Annotated in this window: 19 protein-coding genes and 1 tRNA gene; 6 read left to right on the plus strand and 14 right to left on the minus strand. The window is 54.0% G+C overall.

Annotated elements, in window-relative coordinates; translation table 11 throughout:
* Positions 1-99 precede the first annotated feature (99 nt).
* Together AC07OK_RS09020 and AC07OK_RS09025 are read right to left on the minus strand one after the other, a co-directional pair.
* Positions 100-2,271, minus strand: coding sequence for an AAA family ATPase (locus tag AC07OK_RS09020; protein WP_494689992.1), 2,172 nt, complete (start codon positions 2,269-2,271; stop codon positions 100-102).
* Between the two features lie 215 nt (positions 2,272-2,486).
* Positions 2,487-3,056 (minus strand): recombinase family protein, encoded by a 570-nt coding sequence (locus tag AC07OK_RS09025; RefSeq protein ID WP_494689993.1) that lies wholly within the window; start codon positions 3,054-3,056, stop codon positions 2,487-2,489.
* 316 nt (positions 3,057-3,372) lie between these two features.
* Here AC07OK_RS09025 and AC07OK_RS09030 point away from each other — a divergent pair, with 316 nt between their 5' ends.
* The gene (locus AC07OK_RS09030; RefSeq protein WP_494689994.1) at positions 3,373-8,319 is read left to right on the plus strand and encodes a DEAD/DEAH box helicase; all 4,947 of its coding nucleotides are present in this window, start codon (positions 3,373-3,375) and stop codon (positions 8,317-8,319) included.
* Positions 8,320-8,347: 28 nt separating this feature from the next.
* Here AC07OK_RS09030 and AC07OK_RS09035 read toward each other — a convergent pair whose 3' ends face one another.
* A complete protein-coding gene (locus AC07OK_RS09035) occupies positions 8,348-9,016 on the minus strand; it encodes a hypothetical protein (protein WP_494689995.1) in 669 nt (222 codons plus the stop codon).
* Positions 9,017-9,345: 329 nt separating this feature from the next.
* Between AC07OK_RS09035 and AC07OK_RS09040 the strand changes: the two genes are divergently transcribed.
* Entirely contained in the window at positions 9,346-9,669 is a 324-nt protein-coding gene (locus AC07OK_RS09040; RefSeq protein WP_494689996.1) for a hypothetical protein, read from the plus strand.
* A 268-nt stretch (positions 9,670-9,937) separates the two neighbouring features.
* Here the strand turns inward: AC07OK_RS09040 and AC07OK_RS09045 are convergent, their stop codons facing one another.
* The gene (locus tag AC07OK_RS09045; protein ID WP_494689997.1) at positions 9,938-11,530 is read right to left on the minus strand and encodes a hypothetical protein; all 1,593 of its coding nucleotides are present in this window, start codon (positions 11,528-11,530) and stop codon (positions 9,938-9,940) included.
* Positions 11,531-11,913: 383 nt separating this feature from the next.
* Here AC07OK_RS09045 and AC07OK_RS09050 point away from each other — a divergent pair, with 383 nt between their 5' ends.
* Together AC07OK_RS09050 and AC07OK_RS09055 are read left to right on the plus strand one after the other, a co-directional pair.
* Entirely contained in the window at positions 11,914-12,210 is a 297-nt protein-coding gene (locus AC07OK_RS09050; protein ID WP_494689998.1) for a DUF6626 family protein, read from the plus strand.
* An 81-nt stretch (positions 12,211-12,291) separates the two neighbouring features.
* Positions 12,292-12,744 carry a DUF6641 family protein gene (locus AC07OK_RS09055; RefSeq protein ID WP_494689999.1) on the plus strand — a complete coding sequence of 151 codons (453 nt, stop codon included), beginning with the start codon at positions 12,292-12,294 and terminating at the stop codon, positions 12,742-12,744.
* A 55-nt stretch (positions 12,745-12,799) separates the two neighbouring features.
* Here the strand turns inward: AC07OK_RS09055 and AC07OK_RS09060 are convergent, their stop codons facing one another.
* The 8 genes from AC07OK_RS09060 to ybiB all read right to left on the minus strand — a co-directional run bounded on the left by AC07OK_RS09060 (position 12,800) and on the right by ybiB (position 22,405).
* On the minus strand, positions 12,800-14,188 hold the full coding sequence (locus AC07OK_RS09060; protein ID WP_494690000.1) for a site-specific integrase: 1,389 nt from the start codon (positions 14,186-14,188) through the stop codon (positions 12,800-12,802).
* A 157-nt stretch (positions 14,189-14,345) separates the two neighbouring features.
* Positions 14,346-14,424: transfer RNA gene (locus AC07OK_RS09065), tRNA-Ile, on the minus strand.
* A 102-nt stretch (positions 14,425-14,526) separates the two neighbouring features.
* Positions 14,527-16,767: an RNA polymerase sigma factor RpoD gene (gene rpoD / locus AC07OK_RS09070; RefSeq protein ID WP_494690001.1), complete on the minus strand. Its 2,241-nt coding sequence runs from the start codon at positions 16,765-16,767 to the stop codon at positions 14,527-14,529.
* A gap of 490 nt (positions 16,768-17,257) precedes the next feature.
* A complete protein-coding gene (gene dnaG / locus AC07OK_RS09075; RefSeq protein ID WP_494690002.1) occupies positions 17,258-19,054 on the minus strand; it encodes a DNA primase in 1,797 nt (598 codons plus the stop codon).
* 94 nt (positions 19,055-19,148) lie between these two features.
* Positions 19,149-19,598, minus strand: coding sequence for a GatB/YqeY domain-containing protein (locus tag AC07OK_RS09080; protein WP_116991516.1), 450 nt, complete (start codon positions 19,596-19,598; stop codon positions 19,149-19,151).
* 141 nt (positions 19,599-19,739) lie between these two features.
* Positions 19,740-19,952, minus strand: coding sequence for a 30S ribosomal protein S21 (gene rpsU / locus AC07OK_RS09085; RefSeq protein WP_008451879.1), 213 nt, complete (start codon positions 19,950-19,952; stop codon positions 19,740-19,742).
* A 194-nt stretch (positions 19,953-20,146) separates the two neighbouring features.
* Positions 20,147-21,355 carry a BaiN/RdsA family NAD(P)/FAD-dependent oxidoreductase gene (locus tag AC07OK_RS09090; RefSeq protein WP_494690003.1) on the minus strand — a complete coding sequence of 403 codons (1,209 nt, stop codon included), beginning with the start codon at positions 21,353-21,355 and terminating at the stop codon, positions 20,147-20,149.
* 60 nt (positions 21,356-21,415) lie between these two features.
* Positions 21,416-22,405, minus strand: coding sequence for a DNA-binding protein YbiB (gene ybiB / locus AC07OK_RS09095; RefSeq protein ID WP_494690004.1), 990 nt, complete (start codon positions 22,403-22,405; stop codon positions 21,416-21,418).
* Between the two features lie 74 nt (positions 22,406-22,479).
* Here ybiB and AC07OK_RS09100 point away from each other — a divergent pair, with 74 nt between their 5' ends.
* Positions 22,480-23,538, plus strand: a complete 1,059-nt coding sequence (locus AC07OK_RS09100; RefSeq protein ID WP_494690005.1) for a 3-deoxy-7-phosphoheptulonate synthase — start codon at positions 22,480-22,482, stop codon at positions 23,536-23,538.
* A gap of 6 nt (positions 23,539-23,544) precedes the next feature.
* On the opposite strand, the gene AC07OK_RS09105 is transcribed toward AC07OK_RS09100, so the two are convergent.
* Entirely contained in the window at positions 23,545-23,859 is a 315-nt protein-coding gene (locus AC07OK_RS09105) for a Rieske (2Fe-2S) protein (RefSeq protein WP_494690006.1), read from the minus strand.
* A 186-nt stretch (positions 23,860-24,045) separates the two neighbouring features.
* Here AC07OK_RS09105 and tsaD point away from each other — a divergent pair, with 186 nt between their 5' ends.
* Positions 24,046-25,086 carry a tRNA (adenosine(37)-N6)-threonylcarbamoyltransferase complex transferase subunit TsaD gene (gene tsaD / locus AC07OK_RS09110; RefSeq protein ID WP_494690007.1) on the plus strand — a complete coding sequence of 347 codons (1,041 nt, stop codon included), beginning with the start codon at positions 24,046-24,048 and terminating at the stop codon, positions 25,084-25,086.
* On the opposite strand, the gene AC07OK_RS09115 is transcribed toward tsaD, so the two are convergent.
* Positions 25,083-25,262 (minus strand): hypothetical protein, encoded by a 180-nt coding sequence (locus AC07OK_RS09115; RefSeq protein WP_494690008.1) that lies wholly within the window; start codon positions 25,260-25,262, stop codon positions 25,083-25,085. The genes tsaD and AC07OK_RS09115 overlap by 4 nt on opposite strands.
* Positions 25,263-25,269: the final 7 nt, after the last annotated feature.

The raw sequence follows: 25,269 nt of genomic DNA on the forward strand, positions 1-25,269 counted from the left end.
TGCGCGTATTTCAGCTCACAGGCTGGTTGTTCAGCTTTTCTGCTGCATACCTGACGAGTGGGATTTTCCGAGCTTCGAGCCTCCATCCACCACTTCCCCTTACTTCCCCTTAGCCATCGCTTTGTAATGCTCCGGGAAACCAGTCTCATCGAAAACTATTTTAAAAGCCTCCTTGAATCTGGCGTAGTCAAACTCTTTGTGATCGAAAAGGTTTTGACCAACAGAATGCGACTCACGGTTCATAAAGCGGTAAAACGCCTGGTGCTTAGCTTCTTTTAGCTTTGGTTGCTGGTAAACGTTGGCCAACGGCATTTTTCTCACAAAACTAAAGAAGTATTCGATGACATTTCTCATACAGTTTGCGATCAAGGCCGGATGCTGCCCTTCATCCATAATGACGTTCCAGTAAGCCTGATAGTCATTTTGGATTTCTTCATACTTCATATCGACAATCCTACTACCCGTTGAGTTCTTTGTAATTCGCATCAACTTCTGTTTCTCGTGTCGTCGCTCCTCTTTAATCTCCGTAAGCTCATAGAAGAAATAAAGGCTATGACTAAGAATGATGACGTGCTCAAACTTATCAGAATTACTAAACTCCACCTTGATTAGTTCACCGATATTGAATATGTAAATGTGCGACAGGCTAGAAATCGGATCGTCGATAACAACAATTTTTTTATCACCAATTTGTGTAGGAGATTTCTTTCCTTTGCATAACTCAACAAAATAGAGAAAGCTAATAACGGTTTTCTCACCTTCACTTAATGAAAGAAAATCTTCGCCAGCAATTCCATTTCTAGAAACCTTGTAGCGATTGTCTCCTGATTTAATAATATTAAAAGAGTCGATACCTAAATCAACTAATCGACCATTGATAGTGTCAACAGCCTCATCAATGTTGACGGTCTTTCTTTGCAATTCGGCGAGGCTGTTTCCTATTGTCGTCTTGTCGGTCTGGAGCTTCGTCTTCTTTGTCTGCTCTTCTGCCCGCTCTTTCTTACGTTCTTCGGTATGGTTGCGGTAAGTCTCGATAGCAGAGTTATACTCCCAACGGCATATTTTCCAGAATTCGTCCTTAATATCGGCTAGCGCCGAATCCCTGTTCTCAATCTTCGCATTGTGTACCTCTATGGATTTATTGACTGCATCAATAACCTGATTCAGAGCTTCGATAGTCTCTTTCGACATCGTGAGTGCCACAGGCAATGAAGGCGCTTTAATCTTGCGCTGAATTGCTTCTAAATTTGCCGCCCAGGTCGCCGTGAGTTGCCCGTGCAGTGCGTCGATTTCTAACTTCCGCTCTATATAAAATGGGTTTTCCTGATAATTATCAAAGACTGCTTGCCCATCCACAAAAGTGCGATACTTCGCCAATAGCCCCTTCAGCGATGTCATTGAAGATTCGAAGGTTTCATCGAAATAATTTTTTATGGTAGTAGCTACCGCAGCTGAAAGAGTCTTGGCTTGGCAGAAAGGGCAGGTTTCGTCACCTTCCGATTGCAGAATATCAACGAATGGAATACCCTCACTGACCCAATCCGCACTTCCAAGTTTCTTGATTAGGTTAGCAGCGGGGCTGTCCTGATTTCCGATGATTGGTTGCCCAAGGATCGCATCACTCTCAGAATCAATACCGGCCACTGTCAATTTCGGAAGTTTTTGATAGGACTTTGCCTGATCCCCCTGCAACGCCTCAACCTCCTTACGTAAAGCTTCAATATTTTTCGTTGGCGGTTCGCTTGGAGCCGGAAGTGCAGAAATATGGTCAAATAAGCTGCTCTTTGATTTCATTAAATTCTTGAGGCAATATTCAAGAACCCTATCACCGCCTGAATATTTTGTCTTAATTTTCCAAGTTTCGTCCTCTGCTGTACCCTTCTTCTCGGACAGTTCAGTGTCTTTCTTAGATATGCTCGCCTCAAGTGTTTTTTGCTCAGCATTAAGTTCGCCAAGAGCTTTAGTCTTTTGTTCTATTTCTTGCTCAATCTCCTTGTTTACCTTTGATAAGGTAAATATTCCACTTAGCTTGTCGATTTCGTAGAAATTATCCCGAACAAATTTGCTGTTATAAACGTAGACGTGTGCATCAGCAAATCCTTCATTGCTGCAAGCGTGAAATTTACTATCTGTTGGATCGTACAGGTAGTTTGATAAAGTGCTTTTCCCTGTGCCGTTAAGCCCATAGACTAAGGTCACTTTCTTTTCGGATTGCAAGATCGCCGGGGTCAAATAGCTTGCAACGCCGTTCATAGTAACTTTAAATGCCACGATGCCTCCACAGTAAAGCCGCGTTTATAGGAATAGTCCTACCTGATCGTACACCTTTCCCACTGGCAAAATCTATCTAATAGTCACGCCAGTGAAGAATTACAGGACCAAAAGAAAACCGGAAACCTGGCACAGCCAAGTTCCCGGTAAAAAGTCCCGGAGTAAAGGAGATAGAATATTCAAGCTATCACTGTGGCAGCGATCGTACCGTCGCTTTAAGCGACGGAGTTGCAGTAGCGATGGACCGTTGCTCGGTCAATGCCAAACTGTCGGGCCAGTTCACTGCGATTTTCGTTTGCGGTATAGCGGCGCTGAAGCTCGGCTTGTTGCTCGGGGGACAGCTTAGGCTTGCGTCCCTGATACTTGCCCTCAGTTCGCGCCCGCGCAATCCCCTCGATCTGGCGCTCTTTCCTGATGCTGTGTTCAAATTCAGCAAAGGCGGCAAACATCGTCAGTGCCAGTTTGCCCGCCGGCGTATCCGTATCGAATCCCTGCTTGAGAATCACCAAGCGTATCCCGCGCTCAGTAAGTAGGTTGATTTGCGTCAGCACATCAACAGTGCTGCGGCCAAGCCGATCCAGCGCATATACAACCAGCGTGTCGCCGTCGCGTATGTAGTTCACGCAAGCAGCCCAGCCAGTCCTGCTGGCCGCGTTGGTAGTGCCGCTAACAGCCTCGTCTGCAAACTCCTTATCCACTTGCCAGCCAGCGCCAGTAATTGCCTGCCGCTGATTTTGAACGGCTTGCTCACTTGTTGAAACCCTAAGATACGAAATGACGCTCATTCTGGCGTGCCCTCTGTGAAATTGTTGCATTTAAGTCCATATCTAATTTTGCAACATAAACATCAATTTCGCAACAGAATACGCAACGGTTTCGTGACAGCTTTGCCCTGTGGTGTATGGGTAAACGCTATTACAACATTGCCACAACTGCCTCCCTATAGCGCGTGTGCGGCAACTATGCAGAAGTATGCCGTCTCGGCTTTCCCTAAGAAAGGAAGCCGGCGAGTACCTTGATATGGTGAACTTTTCGCCCCCGGTAAACACTGTGTGATTCATAATGGCAAACATTGAATTTTGCCTATAGAAAGAGTCACATATGGCCGCACTCCCCGATCTTCTAAACACTTACCGCAATGCCTCCGTCAGCGAGCGGGAGAAAGGCACTTACTTTGAGGAGTTGATTTGCACTTACCTCCGCAACGAGGCGACTTACCGCGATCTCTACAGCAAAGTTTGGTCATATGCGGATTGGGCAAAAGAGCAAGGTCTGGATGGTCGTGACACTGGCATTGATTTGGTAGCACAAACACAAGGGACGGGTGAATTCCACGCAATCCAGTGCAAGTTCTACGCAGCCGATTACAAAGTTCAGAAGGCCGACATCGACAGCTTCTTCACTGCCTCCGGCAAGAAGCCATTCACTCATCGCATCATCGTGGCCACCACCAACAATTGGAGTGAGCACGCCAACGACGCATTGCAAAACCAGCAGCCGCCAGTCAGTAAGATCGACTTGAACGTTCTGGAAAACAGCCAGATTGATTGGGAAAAATATCACCCCGACCAAGCGCCCGTACTGAAAGCGAAGAAGCAACTTCGCGAACATCAGCAAACAGCGCTGATTGCCGTTGAGCGCGGCTTACAAACGGCTGATCGTGGCAAGCTCATTATGGCTTGCGGCACAGGCAAGACGTTTACCAGCTTGAAGGTTGCGGAGAAATTGGCAGGCGCTGGCAAACGTGTGCTGTTTTTGGTCCCGAGTCTTTCACTGCTATCACAGTCACTGACCGAATGGACGCAAGAAAGCGCCACGCAACTCCATAGCTTCGCTGTTTGCTCAGATAGCGATGTGGGTCATAAACGCAAAAAGGATGATGATGTGGTGCAGACGTTCGCCCACGAATTGAGTTATCCAGCAACGACCCAGCCTTCGCGCCTAGCCGTAGAAATGTCCAAGCGACACGACGCTCAGCATATGAGCGTCGTGTTCAGCACGTACCACTCGATTGATGTCATCAGCCAAGCACAGCATCAGTTTGGACTTGGTGATTTCGACCTGATTATCTGCGATGAGGCCCATCGTACTACTGGTGCTACGTTTGGTGATGAGGACGAAAGTACTTTCGTCAAGGTTCACGACGCCGACTTTATTCGCGCAAACAAGCGGCTTTATATGACCGCTACGCCGCGCATCTACGGCGACTCAGCCAAGGCAAAAGCAGAAACGGACAACGTTGCTCTGTGCTCGATGGATGACCCTGCACTTTATGGCTCAGAGCTGTTCGTCATTACGTTCTCCGAAGCAGTCAGGCAGCAGCTGCTGGTCGATTACAAAGTGATTGTGCTGTCCATTGAAGAGTCGCACGTCAATCGTCGCTTGCAGCAGTTGCTAAAAGACGAAAACAACCAGCTCAAGGTCGATGACGCTGCAAAGATCATTGGCTGCTGGAAGGCGCTGTCCAAGCAAGGTCTATCGGAAGAGCTTGTTGGTGATTCACACGCAATGAAACGCGCCGTCGCATTTTGCCAAGTCATCGAAATTGCCAACGCAGCGAAAGCACACAAGGTCAGTTCCAAGCAGATTTCCGGGATGTTCCAGAAAGTCGTTGAGGAATACCAGCGCACGGAAGAATTCGAACAGGTATCACAGCTGATTTGTGAAGCCGAGCACGTCGATGGCAGTATGAATGCCAGCGCCAAAGAAGAAAAACTAAATTGGCTCAAAGCTGATGCCGCGGACAACACCTGCCGCATTTTGAGCAACGTCCGCTGCCTGTCCGAAGGCGTTGATGTCCCAGCGCTGGATGCCGTGCTGTTCCTGACACCACGTAACTCCCAGGTTGACGTAGTGCAGTCGGTCGGGCGTGTAATGCGTAATGCGCCGGGGAAAAAACGCGGCTATGTAATTTTGCCTGTCGTCATTCCCGCTGGCGTTGAGCCACACGAAGCACTGAACGATAACAAGACGTATGCCGTCGTATGGCAAGTACTCCAAGCACTACGGTCGCACGATGATCGTTTTGATGCGATGGTGAACAAGCTGGACCTGATCGGCAAAGACACCAGCAAAATGGAAGTCATTGCCATCACCGACAAGATTCAAAAGAAACAAGATAAGAATAGCAGCACAAAGAACAAGGATGCGGGAAAAGGAAAATTCAATATTGGCCAAGACCTTGCAGGGTATAAAGTTCCAGCACAAGCGTCGTTGCAATTTGAAATTGGCGAGATTGAAAAAGCGATCTACGCGAAACTGGTGCAGAAGGTAGGTAACCGGCACCACTGGGAAGATTGGGCGAACGATATCGCCAGGATTGCCCGCACCCATATCGACCGCATTAAGGCCATTCTGGAAGACCCAGAGCATACCAAAGAAATTTCCGCATTCAATGCTTTCGCCGCTGAGTTACGTGACGATTTGAATGACAGCATTACCGATGGTGAAGTAATCGAAATGCTGGCCCAGCACTTGATTACGAAGCCGGTATTCGATGCACTCTTTAGCGATTACAGCTTTGCACAGCACAATCCAATGTCGCTTGCAATGCAAGGCGTGCTGAATGTCTTGCAGGAGCATCAGTTAGTTAAAGAAGCAGACACACTGCAATCATTCTACGACAGCGTAAAAATGCGAGCTGAAGGCATCGACAATGCCAAAGGTAAGCAAAAAATTGTCGTCGAACTTTACGATAAATTTTTCAGAAACGCTTTTCCAGCGATGACGAAAAAATTAGGCATTGTATATACGCCAGTAGAAGTCGTAGATTTCATTATTAACAGCGTCAACGACATTCTTGAAAGTGAGTTCGGTCAAACACTGGGAAGCGACAATGTTCATATCCTTGACCCATTTACTGGTACTGGCACCTTCATCACACGCCTACTGCAAAGTGGACTGATCGATAAGAACGATTTGGCAAAAAAATATGCAAGCCAAATACATTGCAATGAGATTGTTCTGCTTGCCTATTACATTGCAGCCATCAACATTGAAGCGGTTTTTCACGACATTATGGGTGGCGAATATCAGCCGTTTGAAGGAATCTGTTTAACTGACACATTCCAACTTCACGAAAAAGAAGACCTTATAAGTGAATTAATGGTCGAAAACAGCGATCGTAGAAAAAAACAAAAAGCACTTGATATACGAGTTATTATCGGAAATCCGCCATATTCGTCCGGCGACAAGGATGACGACAATATTAAGAATGTTGAATATCCGTCCCTAGATAAAAGGATTTCAGAAACGTACATTAAGAATTCATCAAAAAGCGTTGGAAAGAGCAAGATTTACGACTCTTATATTCGTGCAATTCGCTGGGCTAGTGACCGATTGGGAAACAGTGGCGTCGTTGGGTTTGTGACAAATGCTGGTTTTTTGGAAGCCAATACAGCCGATGGTTTGCGGAAATGTCTAGTTGAGGAATTTAGTAGTATTTATGTATTTCATCTTCGTGGAAATCAACGCACATCCGGAGAGTTATCAAAAAAGGAAGGCGGCAAAATTTTTGGCAGCGGCAGTCGTGCACCAATTGCAATAACCTTGCTTGTTAAGAATCCTTCAACCAAGGATATCGGCAAAATATATTGGCACGACATAGGTGACTACCTAAGCCAAGCTGAAAAATTAGAGCGCATTGCTCAATTTAAAAGCGTTTCTGGAATTACTGCGAAAAATTCGTGGAAAAAAATAGAACCAAATGAACACGGGGATTGGGTAAATCAACGAAACGATAGCTTTAGCACGCATATTGTTATTGGTAGTAAAAATCCCGGAGCAGAGCCATCAATTTTTAGTTCTTATTCAATGGGAATAAAGACTAACCGCGATGAGTGGACATATAATCCATCAAAGACACGGTTGTCCACAACAATAGAGGAAATGGTTGGTTTTTACAATCAAGAAGTCGCCAGATATCGTGACAATGAATGCGATTCTGAGAGTATTGAGAGTTTCCTATCCAGAGATAAGACAAAGATCAAATGGACTACTGATGTAATAAATGATGTGAAAAAGCTTCGCGTCCATACTGTCAATGAAAGCGATATTACCATTTCACTCTATAGACCGTTTTCCAAGGAATGGGTTTATTCAAATAAGAGCTGGAATTGGACTCGGCATTTAATGCCAAGATACTTCCCAACAAAGAAAGAAAAAAATCTAGTAATTTGCGTTACTGGAGTTGGGGAAACTAAGGGATTTACCGCTCTCATTTCGGACACCGTGCCTAATCTTCACGTTGTTGCCGGCGCTCAGTGCTATCCGCTTTACATATACGAAAATGTCAGAGAAATAGATGAAAACCCGTCGGACCCAATCAATCAGACAGAGATGTTCTCAAAAGATAATCAAACAAGCGACAAAGATAAAATTTCGCAGGGAAACCGCATAGATGGAATTTCCGACGCTGGGCTTGAACATTTCAACCTTGCATACAAAGATGCCAACATCAGCAAGGAGGATTTGTTTTATTACATTTATGGCCTTTTGCATTCACCAGATTATCGTGAGAACTATGCTGATAGCTTAAGTAAAGAATTGCCGCGTATCCCTCGAGTGAAGACGATTTCTGATTTTTGGGAATTCTCACAAGCGGGCCGTAAATTAGCTGATTTGCATATCAACTACGAGACGCAGCCGTGTTATCCAGTGCAATACACAGGCGGCTCGTTACTGATGAAAACTCTGGACGATATGGCCTACCGCGTTGAGAAAATGAAGTTCGGCAAAACAAAGGCCAACGGCAAAAATGTCGATGATAAATCAACCGTTATCTACAACACCAAGATCACGATGACCGGAATTCCGCTTGAAGCATACGATTACGTTGTCAACGGGAGGCCTGCCTTGGAATGGGTAATGGAGCAGCAAGTCTCCGAAATTCACAAGGAAAGTAGAATTATTACGGATGCAAATGATTGGGCAACGGAGACGATGGGCAATGCTCGCTACCCGCTTGAACTATTCCAGCGGGTTATTACGGTGAGCCTTGAAACTATGAAAATAGTGCGAGCATTGCCAAAATTGGAAATCTTTACTTAAGGTGGAAGGGCTCTGGAATAATAAATTACTACAAAAACTGCTTGATGTGTTCAATAGCATCAAGCAGTGATGTATATTTGTTTTTTCGCTTTTGGTCAAAGATGGTCGGTTCGGCGTTGGTCAAACAATGACCAGACCTGCTACCGCAGACGCGTGGCATACTGATTGGATCGAGGCTGGGTTCATAACCAGGCGTCATATCAACTGGTCTATCAAGCCACATCTCGATCAATGCCCTGCTATGGGCGTTGACATTGAGTTGTTCAGCCAAGTATTCCACTGCTTTCTCGTATGCAGTTTCAGCATCGGTATGCAACCGGTGGCGCCCCGGTCGGCTATGATGATCGATTCGGCTACGATCAGTGACTAAGGTGCTTTCAGCACGCGAATGGTAAAAGTCTGCCTTACGCAGCATTTCGATATAAGTGTCCAAAACAGATGGTCTCGCGCCAAGATGGCCGGATCGAATGAAGCTGTCGCTTTGTTCGTATCTGGCCCATTCATCTGCTGTTAAAGCATTTTTGAGATCGCGACGGGCAACATCATTGCCAGCATCCATTCGTAAGCGCAGCTCATTTAGTCTTGCAAGACGGCGTGCAAGTTCATCTTTTGTCGGCTGCTCGGCCGCGACGGCAGTTTGATCCTCGATCTGTTGCAGCTTTGCAAGGCGTTTGAGAAGGTCAGAGTGGTCAGGCATAACGCACAAGGGTCAAAAGTTTGTGCAAGGCATTGTGCACGAACTTTTGACCCTTGTGCGTCTCGCAAGACCAGTGACTGCACTTTTTGCACAAAAATGACTAATTCAGTGCGGCAGGTGGTCTCCCGGCCTTTCCTTGCTCATCCTCCAAAATTACGCGAAAAAATGATATCTAAAGTTAACTCTTCCTAAAACTTGATTTTACATTTATGGCAATGTATCGTTGATATAAGGTCAGTGTCAGCGCTGCCCTAATCACCGCTCTGTGCTATTTCTGCAAAAGGTTTGCAGTTATTAGATATAGTGCGAAATATAATGGAACTGCAAATATGGAAAACAATTATAGAAATAAGAAGAAACCTAATTCACTTACACAACTGATCCCCATTGTGCTTGATGCACTCGATGCTGTGGGGGCATATGCCGGGAATAAGCTAGAGCTGTCAGTGATCCAAGAGGCAGTGTCAGCCAAAGTCATCGAAGCTGGGTGGAACTTCGAAGATTTTATGGTTGCCCTGGAGATTTGGACTAATACTCGCAAAGATACATTCCTTGGAGAAATTACAACTCACTACCCGGAATCAAGTGTCGGCGAAGGAATTGTGCGTGCCACACCCGACCACGGAGTTGCTGATCTTTGTATAGCTTCCTAGCGACAACTAATAGTGAAGCGAGTAGTTGTGGCAAGTCTGCGCTTGTTTGCATAGACTTGCCACCTCAGAATTAAATATTGATGCAAGCCCACATAGCTCAAACATTGTTTTATTGCATCGCGAAACGCATAAAAGGGGGCACGCTACGCTTGCAACGACGCCAGGCTGGCGTGGGTAGCGGGAATTTCTAAAAATGCGCTGCAGGGCTGCTGCTTGGAAATTTACACAATGGGAGCTTGCGGCTCTCTAATTTTTCGCGGACAGCTTCTCAAACCTCGCAAGTCGGAGCGTATCGTGGGAAATAATCCACTGCGGCATTTTCCTGTGCCAGCAGGAACGCTTTGTGCTCGTTGTCCTTCTGCTGATATCCATTTTTTACAGTCCACGATACATATTTGGATCGCTCCAACTGAATGAACGACTTGTCCGCGATGAACGGCAGGCGCATCAGCCACCAAATACTCTGATGATCGACTGAACAATCAAAGTAAGCACCATCGTGCAAGGGTAGCAACAGCGTCGCACCTTGCGTTGTGGCTCCACAAACGAACTCATTCAGAATCACGCTTTCGAAATGCTGATAGATATGAGCCAGCAACTGCTTCGATTTCATTGCTGGATCAATGCGCGAATTGGTTTTCAAATAGTCGCTGAATTCGTCGTTGTGTTTGTATGAAATCGCAACCACCTTCGCAGCCAGCTCGTATTCCGCGATGATGTCCTTCGCCAGCGTGTGCGTCAGAAACGCATCGGCTTGGGCACCAAGTATCGCCTTGAGCGATGATGTATTCCAATTTCCCGCAGCATCCATCCACGAGCCACCTACGGTCTGCCTTGCGCCAAATCCTATTGCTGTAAAGGCTTCCTTGACTTTACGGTAGCCGTAGAATTCCTTGATGTCGTCGCAGTGCTTTGCATCCTCGTAGATGTCTCGTGTAATCGCCGAGCGTATCTCATTGCGATGCTGGATGTAATTCTTGATGGCGTGAAATTTCAACTCGTCGGCGGTGAATCCATTTGCTAATGCAGCAAATACGCCCAAAGCCCCGCAGCGCAAATCGTATGCAACTGACCGACCAAGTGCTGCGTGTCGGACTTCTTTCGGAGCAGTTTGCAAATTCACGCCTCTAAGATACAGGCGACCGGCGGCAGATTTGCTTGCCTCCTGCCATAGTTCATCGTTACCGTCGATGCTGCGGGCGATGGCAATGGCATAGCCCAACTTGTATTCCAACTTCTGGCGCTTGTCCTCTATGATTCTGTCCATCGCCTCATCATCGCTGAGTATCGCCTTCGCCAGTTTTCTTCTCAACTCCGCAGCATATGATTTCGTGCTGAGTTGTTTTGCGACATCGGCGATATAGTGGCGTAGTGATGGGAGGTCAATGCTGGTGACGCAGTAATCAGCTTCGGCATTCGCGACCGTTTCAACATCAGTTAAACGCGCCCCTTGCTGTTGGCTGACATATTCAAGAATCGCATTGACCACGACAGGCTTGGTGAATTGAACCGCCGACGCCGTCTGTGTGGTATTGCTGCCTGTGAGCAGCGTCGTGAACAGATATCGTGACAGCAGCGCATTCAACCAGTGCTGCTTGCCGCCAATCTGGATGCGCCCCCACGCAACCTCCATTTTTTTTGATCGCATTACTTTGATATCTGGATTGCTGGCAAACCAGTTGTGCCGTGCCTGACTGAAATACACTTGCGTCAGGTCTGCCAAGATAGCTGCGTGCTTTTTTTCGACACATCGTTCAATCTTGGGTTGATGCTCTTCTCCGCATTCGGCGATCAGTGCCTGCGTGATGTAAGCAACGAATGCGTCTATTGCTGTGGCTGGTGTTTCTGGTTCTTGCGTCATATCCCTTTCCTGTTGTTGTTTTGATTTTTTTGCTTCGCACCGGTAGCAGGATCATCGCTGACATAGATGTCTTTCGCCTTCGGCTTGTCTTCATTCGTTGCCTGCATCGGCTCGTCTACACATACTATATTAGCGCTACTATTTTTACGGACGACTTAATAATAGCGCTACTATTTTTTGCTCTACGGTCGTTGTGGTTGATGTCGTTGAACCTGAGCGGATGTCGAGACAGACACGCACTTTTCGCTGTCTATCAGCATCGTCCTTTACGGCCAGTTGCGTCAGTAGCGCTACTACTATTTATGCTTGATCGTGACAGGCCAGCGCGAATCTTGTTTGCGTAGCGCGGCGATAAATAGTTACTCAACGAAGGAGTGACGACAATGCAGATACAAGCAATTTACGAAGAACTGAAGCAGGAGCGACTGGTCAGGTCCGCATACGATTTCAGTCAGAACTATATGGGCCGTGATAGAAGTTATTTCGCGGTGCTCAAAGCACGAGCAAAACAACCCAGTATCGAATCGTGGCAGATGTTGGGCTGTGCGCTACAGCAGCGAGCCGTCGCATTCGGCAGCAGTGACTATCAGCCGGTGCGTGACAAGGGTGCGAAATTGGCGAAATTGCAAGCTGACATAGCTGCTGATTTGATGAACGAATGCGCCGAAAAACTGCGATGACCCACATTGCCTTTTTCGGTAGACGATGCTGGGATACGACCACATACTTACTCCATAGACAACAATTTTTAGGAGTGAGAAATGAGCAAATCCATCTTGGGCAGTCTGAAAATTATCGCTATGCCAGCGAAAACCACCAGCACCGATCCAATCGTTGCGCGCCGTGAAAAACTGCTGACCCGTTTGCAGGAGCAGCGTGAAATTGCGTTGTGCTTTGTTGATGGCAAGCCGTATGCAGCGCCGGACAAGCAGCGGGTAAAAATCAATAAGGAAACTGGCGAAAAAACTACCGAATCTACGCCGAAACGTGTCAAGGCTTGGTTCAGCGGCGCAGCCGATAACATTGTGCTGGAAGTTCGCTACGGCAACGTGCCTATCGAATTCGCTCCAGGTAAGACGGCAATCGAAGTTGGGAAAGCTGCCCGACTGGTGTCGACCATCGAAACGGTTATCGAGGCCGTAGCAGCCGGTGAAGTTGATGAGCTGCTGAAGGCGATCAAGAAGCCAGCGAAGATCAAGGCCACTGCTCAATAGTGCGACGGATCGCGAGTAAGTAGGAGCGTCAATTGAAGTGACGCTCTGGTCGCAACTACTTGCTTTTCTTGGCCGCTGATGCCGTTTTCTTCATTGGCGTTTTGCTTTCGGCTTTCGCCGCAGCTTTAGACTGGTAATTTTCGTCAACGATGCTGCCGGCGGCAAGCAGTCGTTTCGTCTCTTCCCCGCGCAACTGGTCGATAGCCTGAACAACTTTCAAGTGGCTGTAGTGCTTCTCGATCATCAGCACGCTCGTTCCCATCTGTTTAGCCAGCGTATGAATCGGCACCTGATCGTGGGTCAGTGCCAGCGTGGCGTAGGTATGGCGCAGGCTATAAAACACGCGCTTCTGATTCGTTCTCGGATCGACCAACAAGCTATGATCTTCCAAGAAGCTCGCAAACATCTTCTGAAAACTTTCGCTCGCATCGGTCTTGTCTTTCAGGCGCAGAACATAGTCATTGTTGCTGGGAATCGCAATGCCCTTCAGCGGATCAGTGATTGGATTCTTGACGCCGTAGTTGCGCTGAATAATTCGCACCATAGCAAACACGGTGCCGTTCATACCTACAATAGTGCGAGTGCCGGTTTTGCCGGTGACGACCATTTCACAGCTACGATTTAAATTCAGCAGCAGGCCGCCGGGCTCAATATCCGGGTCGTGCTCACCGTCGGAAGTCCTATACATCGGCTTCTTTGCGAACTTGATTTGGTTCCACTTCAGATCGAGCAATTCCTTACCCGGCCTTGCGCCAGTGTCGAGCAGAATATCCACGTAGTCGCGCATCAGTTCGCGCATTTCCTTGCTCTTGTTCGTCTTCGCCCGTGCGATCCAGCCATCGAAATTGTTGATGACGGCACGAATTTCACTCAGCTCAAATGCTGGGCGCCGGTCGCCGGTCTTACCCTTGGCTTCAAGTTTTGGCCGAGTGGCATTGGTAAGGAATTTCCGTTCTTCAGCCTCATCGAAAACCCGGTTCAATGCTGCGTTATGCGTGAGCAACGTGCTGTTTGCGGGAGCCTTGCCCATTTCCGTAATACGCCAGGCATCCAGCTCGTCCAGCGCGGCGTAATCAATGCTGGTGATACTGCGCTTACCCAAGAATGGGATGAGATAGTCTTGGATTACTCGGATGTAGTCGCTGTAAGAGACCTTACCTTTACCGCTGGCCTGCTCTTGCTCCATACGTTGGATGGCAAGCTTGGCGACATCGCGGAAGCGGCGTGTAATGACCGGCAAATTGGAACGCTTCCGAATCTCCGCTTCGATCATCAATTCGCGGGCCTTGGCCTTAGCTTTCTTGAGGTCACGCTCCTTAGTTGATGCGCGCTGCCAAAGGCCATCAACCTTGAAGCGACATTGCCAGATGTTGCTGCGCTCACGTCGATAGACGATGAGTTCGTTCTCCATCAATACGTGCGTGGTGTCGATTTTTTCTGCCATAGAGACACACTGTAATGCCCGTGCGTAAAAAGGGCAAATAAAGGGCGGTGTGTAAGGAAAAACGCGGGGTTGAAAGTGTGTAAGCGGTGTGTAAGCGGTTTCAGAAAAGAAAAATGGGTTAGCTTTTACGCTAACCCATTGTTTTCCTTACTGAATTTGGTGGGCCTCCCGTGAGTCGAACACGGCACCAACGGATTATGAGTCCGCTGCTCTAACCAAGCATGAGCTAGAGGCCCAGGGTCTTGCTTTGCGCTGGGAGCCTGGCAGCCCCTCTAACGCGCGCTCGTTTTTAAAACGAACTCGCGAGGATAAGGGCTAGCCCGGCCACTAGTCAAGTCTTAGTTGCCTTCCAAGAAGCTTTTCAGCTTGTCCGAACGCGATGGGTGGCGCAGCTTGCGCAGCGCCTTGGCTTCGATCTGACGTATCCGCTCGCGCGTCACGTCAAACTGCTTGCCCACTTCTTCCAGCGTGTGGTCGGTCGACATTTCGATACCGAAACGCATCCGCAGCACCTTGGCTTCGCGCGGGGTCAGCGAATCCAGCACGTCCTTGACCACGCCGCGCATCGACGCGTGCAGCGCGGCGTCCGACGGCGCCAGCGTGTTGTTGTCCTCGATGAAGTCGCCCAGGTGCGAATCGTCGTCGTCGCCGATCGGCGTCTCCATCGAAATCGGTTCCTTGGCGATCTTCATGATCTTGCGGATCTTGTCCTCTGGCATCTCCATCTTGATGGCCAGCGTCGCCGGGTCCGGCTCGGCGCCGGTTTCCTGCAGAATCTGGCGGGAAATCCGGTTCATCTTGTTGATGGTTTCGATCATGTGCACCGGAATCCGGATGGTGCGCGCCTGGTCGGCGATCGAGCGGGTGATGGCCTGACGGATCCACCACGTCGCATAGGTCGAGAACTTGTAGCCGCGACGGTATTCGAACTTGTCCACAGCCTTCATCAGGCCGATATTGCCTTCCTGGATCAGGTCGAGGAATTGCAGGCCGCGGTTGGTGTATTTCTTGGCGATCGAGATGACCAGGCGCAAGTTGGCCTCGGTCATTTCGCGCTTGGCCTTGCGCGCCTTCATTTCACCGGCCGCCATCTGGCGGTTGATGTTGCGCAGGTCCGGCAGCGGCAGTACGACGCGCGCTTGCAGGTCGATCAGGCGCTGCTGCAGTTCCTTGATGGTCGGGATGTTGCGGCCCAGGATGGCGCTGTACGCGTGCCCTGCGGCCACTTCGCCGTCCACCCATTCCAGATTGGTTTCGTTGCCCGGGAAGACCTTGATGAAGTGGGCGCGCGGCATGCCGCACTTGTTCACGGCCACGTCCAGGATCTGTTTCTCGATGTGGCGCACTTCGTCGACCTGGCCGCGCAGCGTGTCGCACAGCTTCTCGACCACCTTGGCGGTGAAGCGGATGCCCAGCAGCTCGTACGAGATCGCTTCCTGCGCCTTGACGTAGGCCTTGGAGTTGTAGCCTTCCTTCTCGAAGGCGCGGCGCATCTTGTCGAATTGCAGGGAGATGACGTCGAATTTTTCCAGCGCGGCGTTTTTCAACGCTTCCAGCTGTTCGGCCGAGAAACCGGCGGCGCCAGACGCGCTCGCTTCTTCCTCTTCCTCTTCTTCCTCTTCTTCCTCTTCCTCTTCTTCCTCGTCCTCTTCGGCCGGCGCTGCCGCTACCGGAGCGACCACTTCGGCGCTGTCATCGACCAGGCCGTCGACGATTTCATCGATCTTGATTTCATCGGCGCGGATGCGGTCGGAGGCGGCGATGATCTCGGCGATCGTCACCGGGCAGGCGGAGATCGCCTGGATCATGTCTTTCAGGCCGTCTTCGATGCGCTTGGCGATCTCGATCTCGCCTTCGCGGGTCAGCAGCTCGACCGAGCCCATCTCGCGCATATACATGCGCACCGGGTCGGTGGTGCGGCCGAAATCGGAGTCGACCGTCGACAGCGCCGCTTCGGCGGCCGCTTCGGCTTCGTCGTCGCTGGTGACGGTGGCGACGTTGTCCGACAGCAGCAGGGTCTCGGCGTCCGGCGCGTGCTCGTAGACGGCGATGCCCATGTCGTTGAAGGTGCCGATAATGCCCTCGATCGCTTCCGGATCGACGATATTTTCTGGCAAGTGGTCATTGATCTCGGCGTACGTGAGGAAGCCACGTTCCTTGCCGAACTTGATCAGGGTCTTGAGTTTCTGGCGGCGGCGCTCGAGTTCTTCCTCGGTGGCTTCCGTGTCCGAGGAGAAAGCGTCCTTCAGCAGCGCCTTTTCCTTGGCCTTACGGTCCTTGGCCTTGGCCTTGTCGACCGCCTTCAGTTCGGCGCGTTCGACCGCGTTCAGCGCTGCGACTTCGTCGTTTTCTGGCTGGAATTCTTTCGGCTTGCGCCCGCGCCGGCCCGGCACTTTGACCGACGGCAGCACATAGCCCGAGGTATCGATGGCGGCGAGCGTGGCCGCGTCGGTGGTCTGGCTGACCGCCGGCGGGTTGCTGGCGACACGCGTTTCCGACTTATCCGCTGTCTTGGCGGATTTTGCGGTCACTTTGCTCGGCTTTGCAGCCGCTTGGGATTCAGGTTTCTTGATTGGCACAGGCGCTTTCGATTACACAACGACTTGCTTATTTAGGATAAAGTTTCTTGCGGCCCTCACGGGCCTACGTCTTCGAACATGCCGACTGCACAAGTCCGACAATACTACGACTTACTTACACCTGGTCGGGCCGACCGGCCTCAACAGAACTCCACCTGCTCATGGCGGAAATTCTACTGCATCAGACACGTGCGTGGGGGCAAGAAACCATGACTAGGTTGGAAAACGAACGGAACGCTCGCTATACAGCGCCGCCGTAGCGCGCTGACTCAACCAAAGCTGGCCCTGGCCGCCGACACCCGTCTTTCCATGCCGATCAAGAGCCTAACTTACTGAAAACAAACACACTCTGAACTGAAAAACGATGCCAAAACATACAACACTTAGCGTTTTATTATAGCACGTCACTTTTCAATTTCCAGAGGGCAGAAGCCACTTCCAAGCACCACAACCATGACAGAAACATTACTATACAAAACGACCTGCAACATTATCGGTTAGCCAACTCCGCCTGCGCCTCGCGCAACAGTTGATCTTGCTGCGCCGTCAACTCGCGGTAGCGCACGCCGATCTCGTCGGACGACAGGCCGGCCGCGAACAACTGGCTCAACTCCTGCTTCAAGGCGTCGTTCTTCACCTGGCGGATCGCGCCGCGCAGGAACAGCCGCACCGCGTCGAAGTCCGATTCCGGCTCCTTGACGATCTCGCCGATGATGCCGTCGTACTCGTCGCCCTGCGACTTCAGGTGCTGGGCGAAGGCGGCGAAGCTGCCGTGCGGCCCCAGCGACTGGGCCGACGCCACCAGCTGCGCCAACCGCTCGGCCGGATCGGCGCCGAAGTACTGGAACGCCGCCAGCGCCGACTCGTCGATGTCCAGCGCCAGCGGCGGATGCGCCACCAGCAGCCGCACGATCTGCAACTCCAGCCCCACCGGCACCGGCCGCCCGGTGCGCGGCGGCGCCTGGCGGGCGATGGCGACCGGCTTGGCCAGCTCGAACAGCGCCTCGATCTCGGACGGCGTGGTCTGCGTCAGCTGCGCCAAGCCGCGCACGATCTGCAGGCGCAACGCGGTCGGCGTCATCGACTGCAACATCGGCTTGGCGTCGAACTGCGCGCGCGCCCGGCCTTCCGGACTCTGCAAATCATGCTCGCCGACCGCTTCCTTGACCAGGAACTGCGACAGCGGCATCGCTTCGTGGATCTCCTGTTCGAACGCTTCCTTGCCATAGGCGCGGACGTAGCTGTCCGGATCGTGCTCGGTCGGCAGGAACAGGAATTTGATGGTCTTGTTGTCCGTCACGTGCGGCAGACAGGCTTCCAGCGCGCGCCGTGCGGCGCGGCGGCCGGCCTTGTCGCCGTCGAAACTGAAAATCACCGTGTCGGTTTGACGCAACAATTTCTGTACGTGGTTGGTGGTGCAGGCGGTGCCCAGGGTCGCGACGGCTTGCGGGAAGCCCATCTGCGCCAGCGCCACCACATCCATATAGCCTTCCGTCACCAGCACATACCCCGCATCGCGGATCGCCTGGCGCGCTTCGAACAAGCCATACAGCTCGAATCCCTTTGAAAATAAAGGCGTTTCGGGAGAATTCAAGTACTTCGGTTCACCGTGATCGAGGACCCGGCCGCCAAAGGCGATGACCTGGCCCTTGGTGTTTTTAATCGGAAACATCACCCGCTCGCGGAAGCGGTCGTAGCGTTTGCGGTTGCCGCCGTCCTCGTCCACCTTGTCGATCACCAGGCCGGCCTCGGCCAGCGCCACGACGTCGTAGTCGGGGAAGATCGAGCGCAGGTTGTCCCAGCCGGCCGGCGCGTAGCCCAGGCCGAAGCGGGCGGCGATCTCGCCAGTCAGGCCGCGGTTCTTCAGGTAGGCGATGGCGTCGGTGGCGCCGCGCAGCTGGGCGCGGTAAAAGTCGCTGGCGCGCGTCATCGCCTCTGTCAATGCCAGGCTTTGCGCGGCCATTTGGGCGCGCTGCGCCGGCGGAATCTTGTCGTCCTGCTCGGGCACCACCATGCCGACGTTTTGCGCCAGGTCTTTGACGGCGTCAACAAAGCCCATGCCGGAGTATTCGATCAGGAAGCCGATCGAGGTGCCGTGGGCGCCGCAGCCGAAGCAATGGTAGAACTGCTTGGTCGGGCTGACCGTGAAACTGGGCGATTTTTCGTTGTGAAACGGGCACAGGCCCATGAAATTCGCGCCGCCCTTTTTCAGCTGCACATAACGTCCGACCACGTCGACGATGTCGACCCGGTTCAGCAAATCAGAAATAAAGGATTGTGGAATCACAGGGCTATGCGGTCTTGTTATGGATCAGACTATACCGCCGCGGCGATCCGGTTTTGATACGGATCAAACTGCGGCGGAGGGAACTACCGGGGCATTATGCCGGGGTCAGCGCTTTCTTGACCAGCGCGGACACCACCGTCATGTCGGCGCGGCCGGCCAGTTTCGGCTTGACGATGGCCATGACCTTGCCCATGTCCTGAGGACCGGCGGCGCCCGAGGCGGCCACGGCGGCGGCCACTTCGGCGGCGATTTCCTCGTCGGACAAGCCGGCAGGCATGTAGGCGGTCAGCACCACCAGTTCGGCTTTTTCGATGTCAGCCAGGTCGGCGCGGCCGCCGGCTTCGAACTGGGTGATCGAATCCTTGCGCTGCTTGATCATCTTTTCCACGATGGCCACGGTCTGGTCGTCGTTGACTTCGATGCGCTCGTCCACTTCCTTGCGCTTGATTTCCGCCAGGATCAGGCGGATGGTCGACAGGCGGCCGGCTTCCTTGGCGCGCATGGCGTTCTTCATGTCTTCGGTGATTTGTTCTCTCAAGCCCATGGAATTTCCTTCAAAAAAATTGTTGGAGTAAAAATGCGAAAACCCGCCGCGGCGAACCGGGGCGGGTATTCTCTTAGATGCAGCAAGAAGCAACCCGAGGCGTGAGCGCCATACTACCGGGTTGAATCTGCAAGCGCAGTCTTAGAAGAGTTTTTTCGGCAGTTGCTGGCTGCGGATGCGCTTGTAATGACGCTTTACTGCAGCTGCCAGCTTGCGCTTACGCTCAGCCGTTGGCTTCTCGTAGAACTCGCGTGCACGCAGTTCGGTCAGCAGACCGGTTTTTTCGATGGTGCGTTTGAAGCGACGCATTGCGACTTCGAACGGCTCGTTTTCTTTAAGGCGAATAGTGGTCATGTAAAAATTCAAACCGTTTGAGGTTATAGGGAGAAAGAGACTATAGCAGCTTTTGCAGGAAAATGGAAGACGCCTGGCCATCTGAACGGCCAACCGTAAGGCTTTGACTGCAAAAACAACGCGGCGTATGGTGCAATCTTTCAGGAACTTCAACGATTGCGTGACGCCACTAACTTCCAGAGACAGTCAGTATATCAGACTGCTTGCCCGGCCGCCACACCGGATGCCCACGCCCACTGGAAATTGTAGCCGCCCAGCCAACCGGTGACATCCACCGCCTCGCCGATGAAGTACAAGCCCGGCACTTTGTTGGCCATCATGCTCTGCTGCGACAGCTCGCGGGTGTCGACGCCGCCGCGCGTGACTTCGGCTTTCTTGTAGCCTTCCGAGCCGTTCGGCGTGATGGTCCACTGGTTGACGGCCGCGCCCAGCTTGCGCAGCTGCGCGTCGGGCAGGTCGGCCAGGCGCGCGTCCAGCGCGAAGCCATGCGCCAGCAGCAAACCTTCCGCCAGGCGCGCCGGCAGCCACTGCGACAGCACATTGCCCAGCTGCTTCTTGATGGTGCCCTTGCCTTCGATCAGCGTGGCCGCCAGGTCCAGCTCGGGAATCAGGTTGATGACGATGGGCGTGCCGGGCGTCCAGTACGAGGAAATCTGCAGGATCGCCGGGCCGGACAGGCCGCGGTGGGTGAACAGCAGGTCTTCACGGAAGCGGCCGCCGGTCGGGTTGCGGCCCTTGAAGGAGCCGGTTTCCACGTCCACTTCCAGCGCGATGCCGGCCATTTCCACGAACGGCGCCCACTGTTGCGGATCGAAGGTCAGCGGCACCAGCGCCGGGCGCGGCTCGACCATGCGCAGCTCGAACTGCTCGGCGATGCGGTAGCCGAAGTCGGTCGCGCCGATCTTGGCGATCGACAGGCCGCCAGTGGCGATGACCACGCTGTCGGCTTCAATTTCACCGGTGTCGGTTTGCAACACGAAGCCGCCCTGGTCCGCCTGCGCCAGGCTGGTGACCTTGCACGGCATGCGCCAGTGCACGTCGCCGCCCGCGCATTCGTCTTTCAGCATGTCGATGATCAGCTCGGCGGAGTCGTCGCAGAACAGCTGGCCGCGATGTTTCTCGTGGTAGCCGATGCGGTGCTTCTTCACCAGCGCGACGAAGTCGGCCGGCGTGTAGCGCGACAAGGCGCTCTTGCAGAAGTGCGGATTCTCGGACAGGAAGTTGGCCGGACCGGCATTGATATTGGTGAAGTTGCAGCGGCCGCCGCCCGAGATGCGGATTTTTTCCGCCAGCTTGGTGGCGTGTTCGATCAGCACCACGCGCTTGCCGCGCTGGGCCGCCGTGGCCGCACACATCATGCCGGCCGCGCCCGCGCCGATTACCGCTACATCAAACTTTGCCATATCAAATCCAATCGTCCAAAGGCGTATTGTACTTGAAGGGCTTGCCGGCTTATCGATCCCTTACTCGATCGGCTCGCTCACCCGCTGGCGCGACTGCAGGGTACGCGACACCAGCAGGCACTGCGCCACCTGCTCGGCGATCGACGGCGGCACCGGCACGTCGCCGTCCAGCACCGACTGGATCCAGGCCGCCGTGGTGGCCGCGTCCTTGTCTTCCGGCAGCAGCGGCAGCTCGCCCACCTGGGTCTGCTTGGGCACCAGCGTGGTGCGCAGGCCGCCGTGGAACCAGTCGATCTGCTGCGCCTTGTTGGCGTTGGCCACGGTCTCGCCCTCGGTGCCGCGCATCAGGAAGGCGTCGCCGCGCTCCGGCAGGGCCGCCGTGGTGAAGTATTCACCCAGCATCTCCAGATACTCGGGATGCGTGTACGACACCAGCCGCAGCGCCGGTCCGGCGAACGGCTGCATGATCTTGACCAGGGTGTGGGTCGAATTGCGCACGCCCAGCCGGCGCCGCAACGACAGCAGGTAAGCCAGCTTGGGCGCCAGCACATCGATGGTGATGAAGGCCGGATGCCCCTGCGACATGGCCTCCTCCGCCTCCGAGCGATGCCGCGCGACGGGCAGGCCCAGCGCCTCGAATACTTCGGCCGTGGCGACCCGGCCGGCGTCGTGCGCCACGCCGTGCACCAGCACCGGCACGCCTTCGCGCGCCAGCAACAGCGCCAGCAGCGGCGTCAGGTTGGCCATCTTGCGGGCGCCGTTGTAGGTCGGGATGCAGACCGGGGCGAACTGGCCCGGCGGCGCGCTGAGCGGCTCGAAAGCGGCCTCGGCCGCATCGAGGAAGCCGGCGATCTCTTCCACCGATTCGCCCTTGATGCGCATGGCCAGCAAAATGCCGCCCAGCTCCAGCTCGGAAACGCGGCCGTCCAGCATGGCTTGATACAGATCGTGGGCGTCGTCGCGGCTCATGCTGCGGGCGCCGTTTTTGCCGCGGCCTATTTCTTTGATGAAACGTGCGGCCAGGAATGGTTCGGTGGAGTGTGTCGTCATGACGTCAGCTTAAACCAGACGGCCGCATTTCGGCTACACTATCCCTCCCCCGCAATAAATATACGTAGAGAATCATGATCTCCCCAGATATCGAAAACATCAACGTCACCTCGTTCGCGCCGATGCCGTCGCCGGAAGCCTTGCACAGCAAGCTGCCGCTGACCGACAGCGCCTCGGACACCGTGATGAAGGGCCGCGAAGCCCTGCGCAACATCATCGACCGCCAGGACAAGCGCCTGTTCGTGGTCGTCGGTCCATGCTCGATCCACGATCCCGTGGCCGGCCTGGATTACGCCCGCCGCCTGAAAGCCCTGCAAGCTGAAGTGGCCGACACCATGCTGCTGGTGATGCGCGTGTATTTCGAAAAGCCGCGCACCACCACCGGCTGGAAGGGCTATATCAACGATCCGGACATGGACGATTCCTTCCGCGTCGACGCCGGCATGGAGAAGGCGCGCCAGTTCCTGCTGGACGTATGCGAGCTGGGCCTGCCGACCGCCACCGAGGCGCTCGACCCGATCTCGCCGCAATACCTGGGCGACCTGATCGCCTGGACCGCCATCGGCGCCCGCACCACCGAATCGCAGACCCACCGCGAAATGTCGTCCGGCCTGTCGACCCCGGTGGGCTTCAAGAACGGCACCGACGGCGACATCAGCATCGCCATCAACGCCATCCTGTCGTCGGCGCATCCGCACTCCTTCCTGGGCATCAACGCGCAGGGCAATGTGGCGATCGTGCGCACCCGCGGCAATGCCTACGGCCACGTGGTGCTGCGCGGCGGCGACGGCCGTCCGAACTACGATTCGGTGTCGATCGCGATCGCCGAGCAGGCGCTGGCCAAGGCCAAGCTGCCGGCCAACCTGGTGGTCGACTGCTCGCACGCCAACAGCTACAAGAAGCCGGAACTGCAACCGCTGGTGATGGCCGACGTCATCCACCAGATCGTGCAGGGCAACCAGTCGCTGGTGGGTGTGATGATCGAGTCCAACATCGTCGGCGGCAACCAGAAGATCCCGGCGGACCTGAGCGAGCTGAAGTATGGCTGCTCGGTGACCGACGGCTGCATCGACTGGGACACCACCGAGAAGATGCTGCTGGACGCGCACAAGCAACTGAAGCACCGCCCATAAATTAGCTCAGCCGAAGGCCATCACCCTGGTGGCCACGCCGAAAGCCCCCGCCAGCGCCGCCTCGGCCTGGCTGGCCGGGGCGCTCAGTTCATCGAGATCCAGATAGACCTTGCAATCCTCCACCTTGACCGAGTAACGGCGCGCATCGCTGTCGCACGGCGCGACGCCGCCGCCTTCCAGCACCGCATGCACCTGCTCCTCGCCGGTACGGAACAGCGCCACGCCCGGCAATTCCTGCCAGGCCAGACCGCGCGGCACCAGGCGCGTGCCGCTCATCGGCACATCCTTGAGTTTGCAAATCAGCTTCCATTGTCCGGACATCGCGCGCCTCCCTAGTCAACTTCCCCTGGTTGTCTAAGCAAAACCGGTGCCACGAAAAACGCGCGGAATCCTGACCGCGCGGCAAAACTTCGCACTTTGCCAGTGCGGCCCGGTCCCGCCGTGGTGCATGCTTGCACGCACTTTCCATTACAATGGCGGATTCCCCTTTTCATTTGTGCATCCTTCATGATCGTTCTCGGCGTCGAATCCTCCTGTGACGAAACCGGCCTTGCGCTGTACGACACGCAACACGGCCTGTTGTCCCACGCCCTGTATTCGCAAGTGGCGATGCATGAAGAGTACGGCGGCGTGGTGCCGGAACTGGCCTCGCGCGACCACATCCGCCGCGCCATTCCGCTGCTGACGCAGACCTTGGAAGACGCCGGCAAGACGCTGGCCGACATCGACGCCATCGCCTACACCCAGGGCCCCGGCCTGGCGGGCGCGCTGCTGGTCGGCTCCTCGGTGGCCTGCAGCCTGGGCCTGGCGCTGGACAAGCCGGTGCTGGGCGTGCACCACCTGGAAGGCCATCTGCTGTCGCCGTTGCTGGCGTCGCAGCCGCCGGAATTCCCCTTCATCGCGCTGCTGGTGTCGGGCGGCCACACACAGTTGATGCGAGTGGACGGCGTCGGCCAGTACACGCTGCTGGGCGAAACCCTGGACGACGCGGCCGGCGAAGCCTTCGACAAATCGGCCAAGCTGCTGGGCCTGGGCTATCCCGGCGGTCCGGCGATTTCGCGCCTGGCCGAGTTCGGCGACCCGACGGCCTACAAGCTGCCGCGCCCTATGTTGCATAGCAAGGATTTCAATTTCAGCTTCTCCGGCCTGAAGACGGCGGTGCTGACGGTGGTGAAGAACCACGAGGAAAAAATCATCGCGAACATTTGCGAGCAGGACAAGGCCAACATCGCGCGCGGCTTCGTCGACGCGATCGTCGACGTGCTGACGGCCAAGTGCATCTCCGCACTCAAGCACACCGGTCTGAAGCGGCTGGTGATCGCGGGCGGCGTGGGCGCCAACTCCCAGCTGCGCGCGTCGCTGAACGAGGCGGCGGCCAAGAAGAAGTTCAAGGTCTACTACCCTGAACTGGAGTTCTGCACGGACAACGGCGCGATGATCGCCTTCGCCGGGGCCATGCGCTTGATGATCAACCCGGACGCGGCAAAAAAAGACTACTCGTTCAACGTGCGGCCGCGCTGGCCGCTGGACGACATCAAAGTCGTTTAGGCAAACGCGACCGAGGCCAGCACGGCCAGGCCGATCAGCGCCAGCAGGTATTTGATCTTGCCCTTGCCCAGGCGCACGCCGCGCGCGGCGATGCGCTCGCTGCGCAGGCGGTGCTCGTCCGACGCCGATTCGTGGACCACATTGTTCATACTTTTTTGTTCAGTTACGGTATTCATAACAGCC

It is taken from the genome of Duganella sp. GW821-FHT07G03 (genome assembly GCF_059418605.1).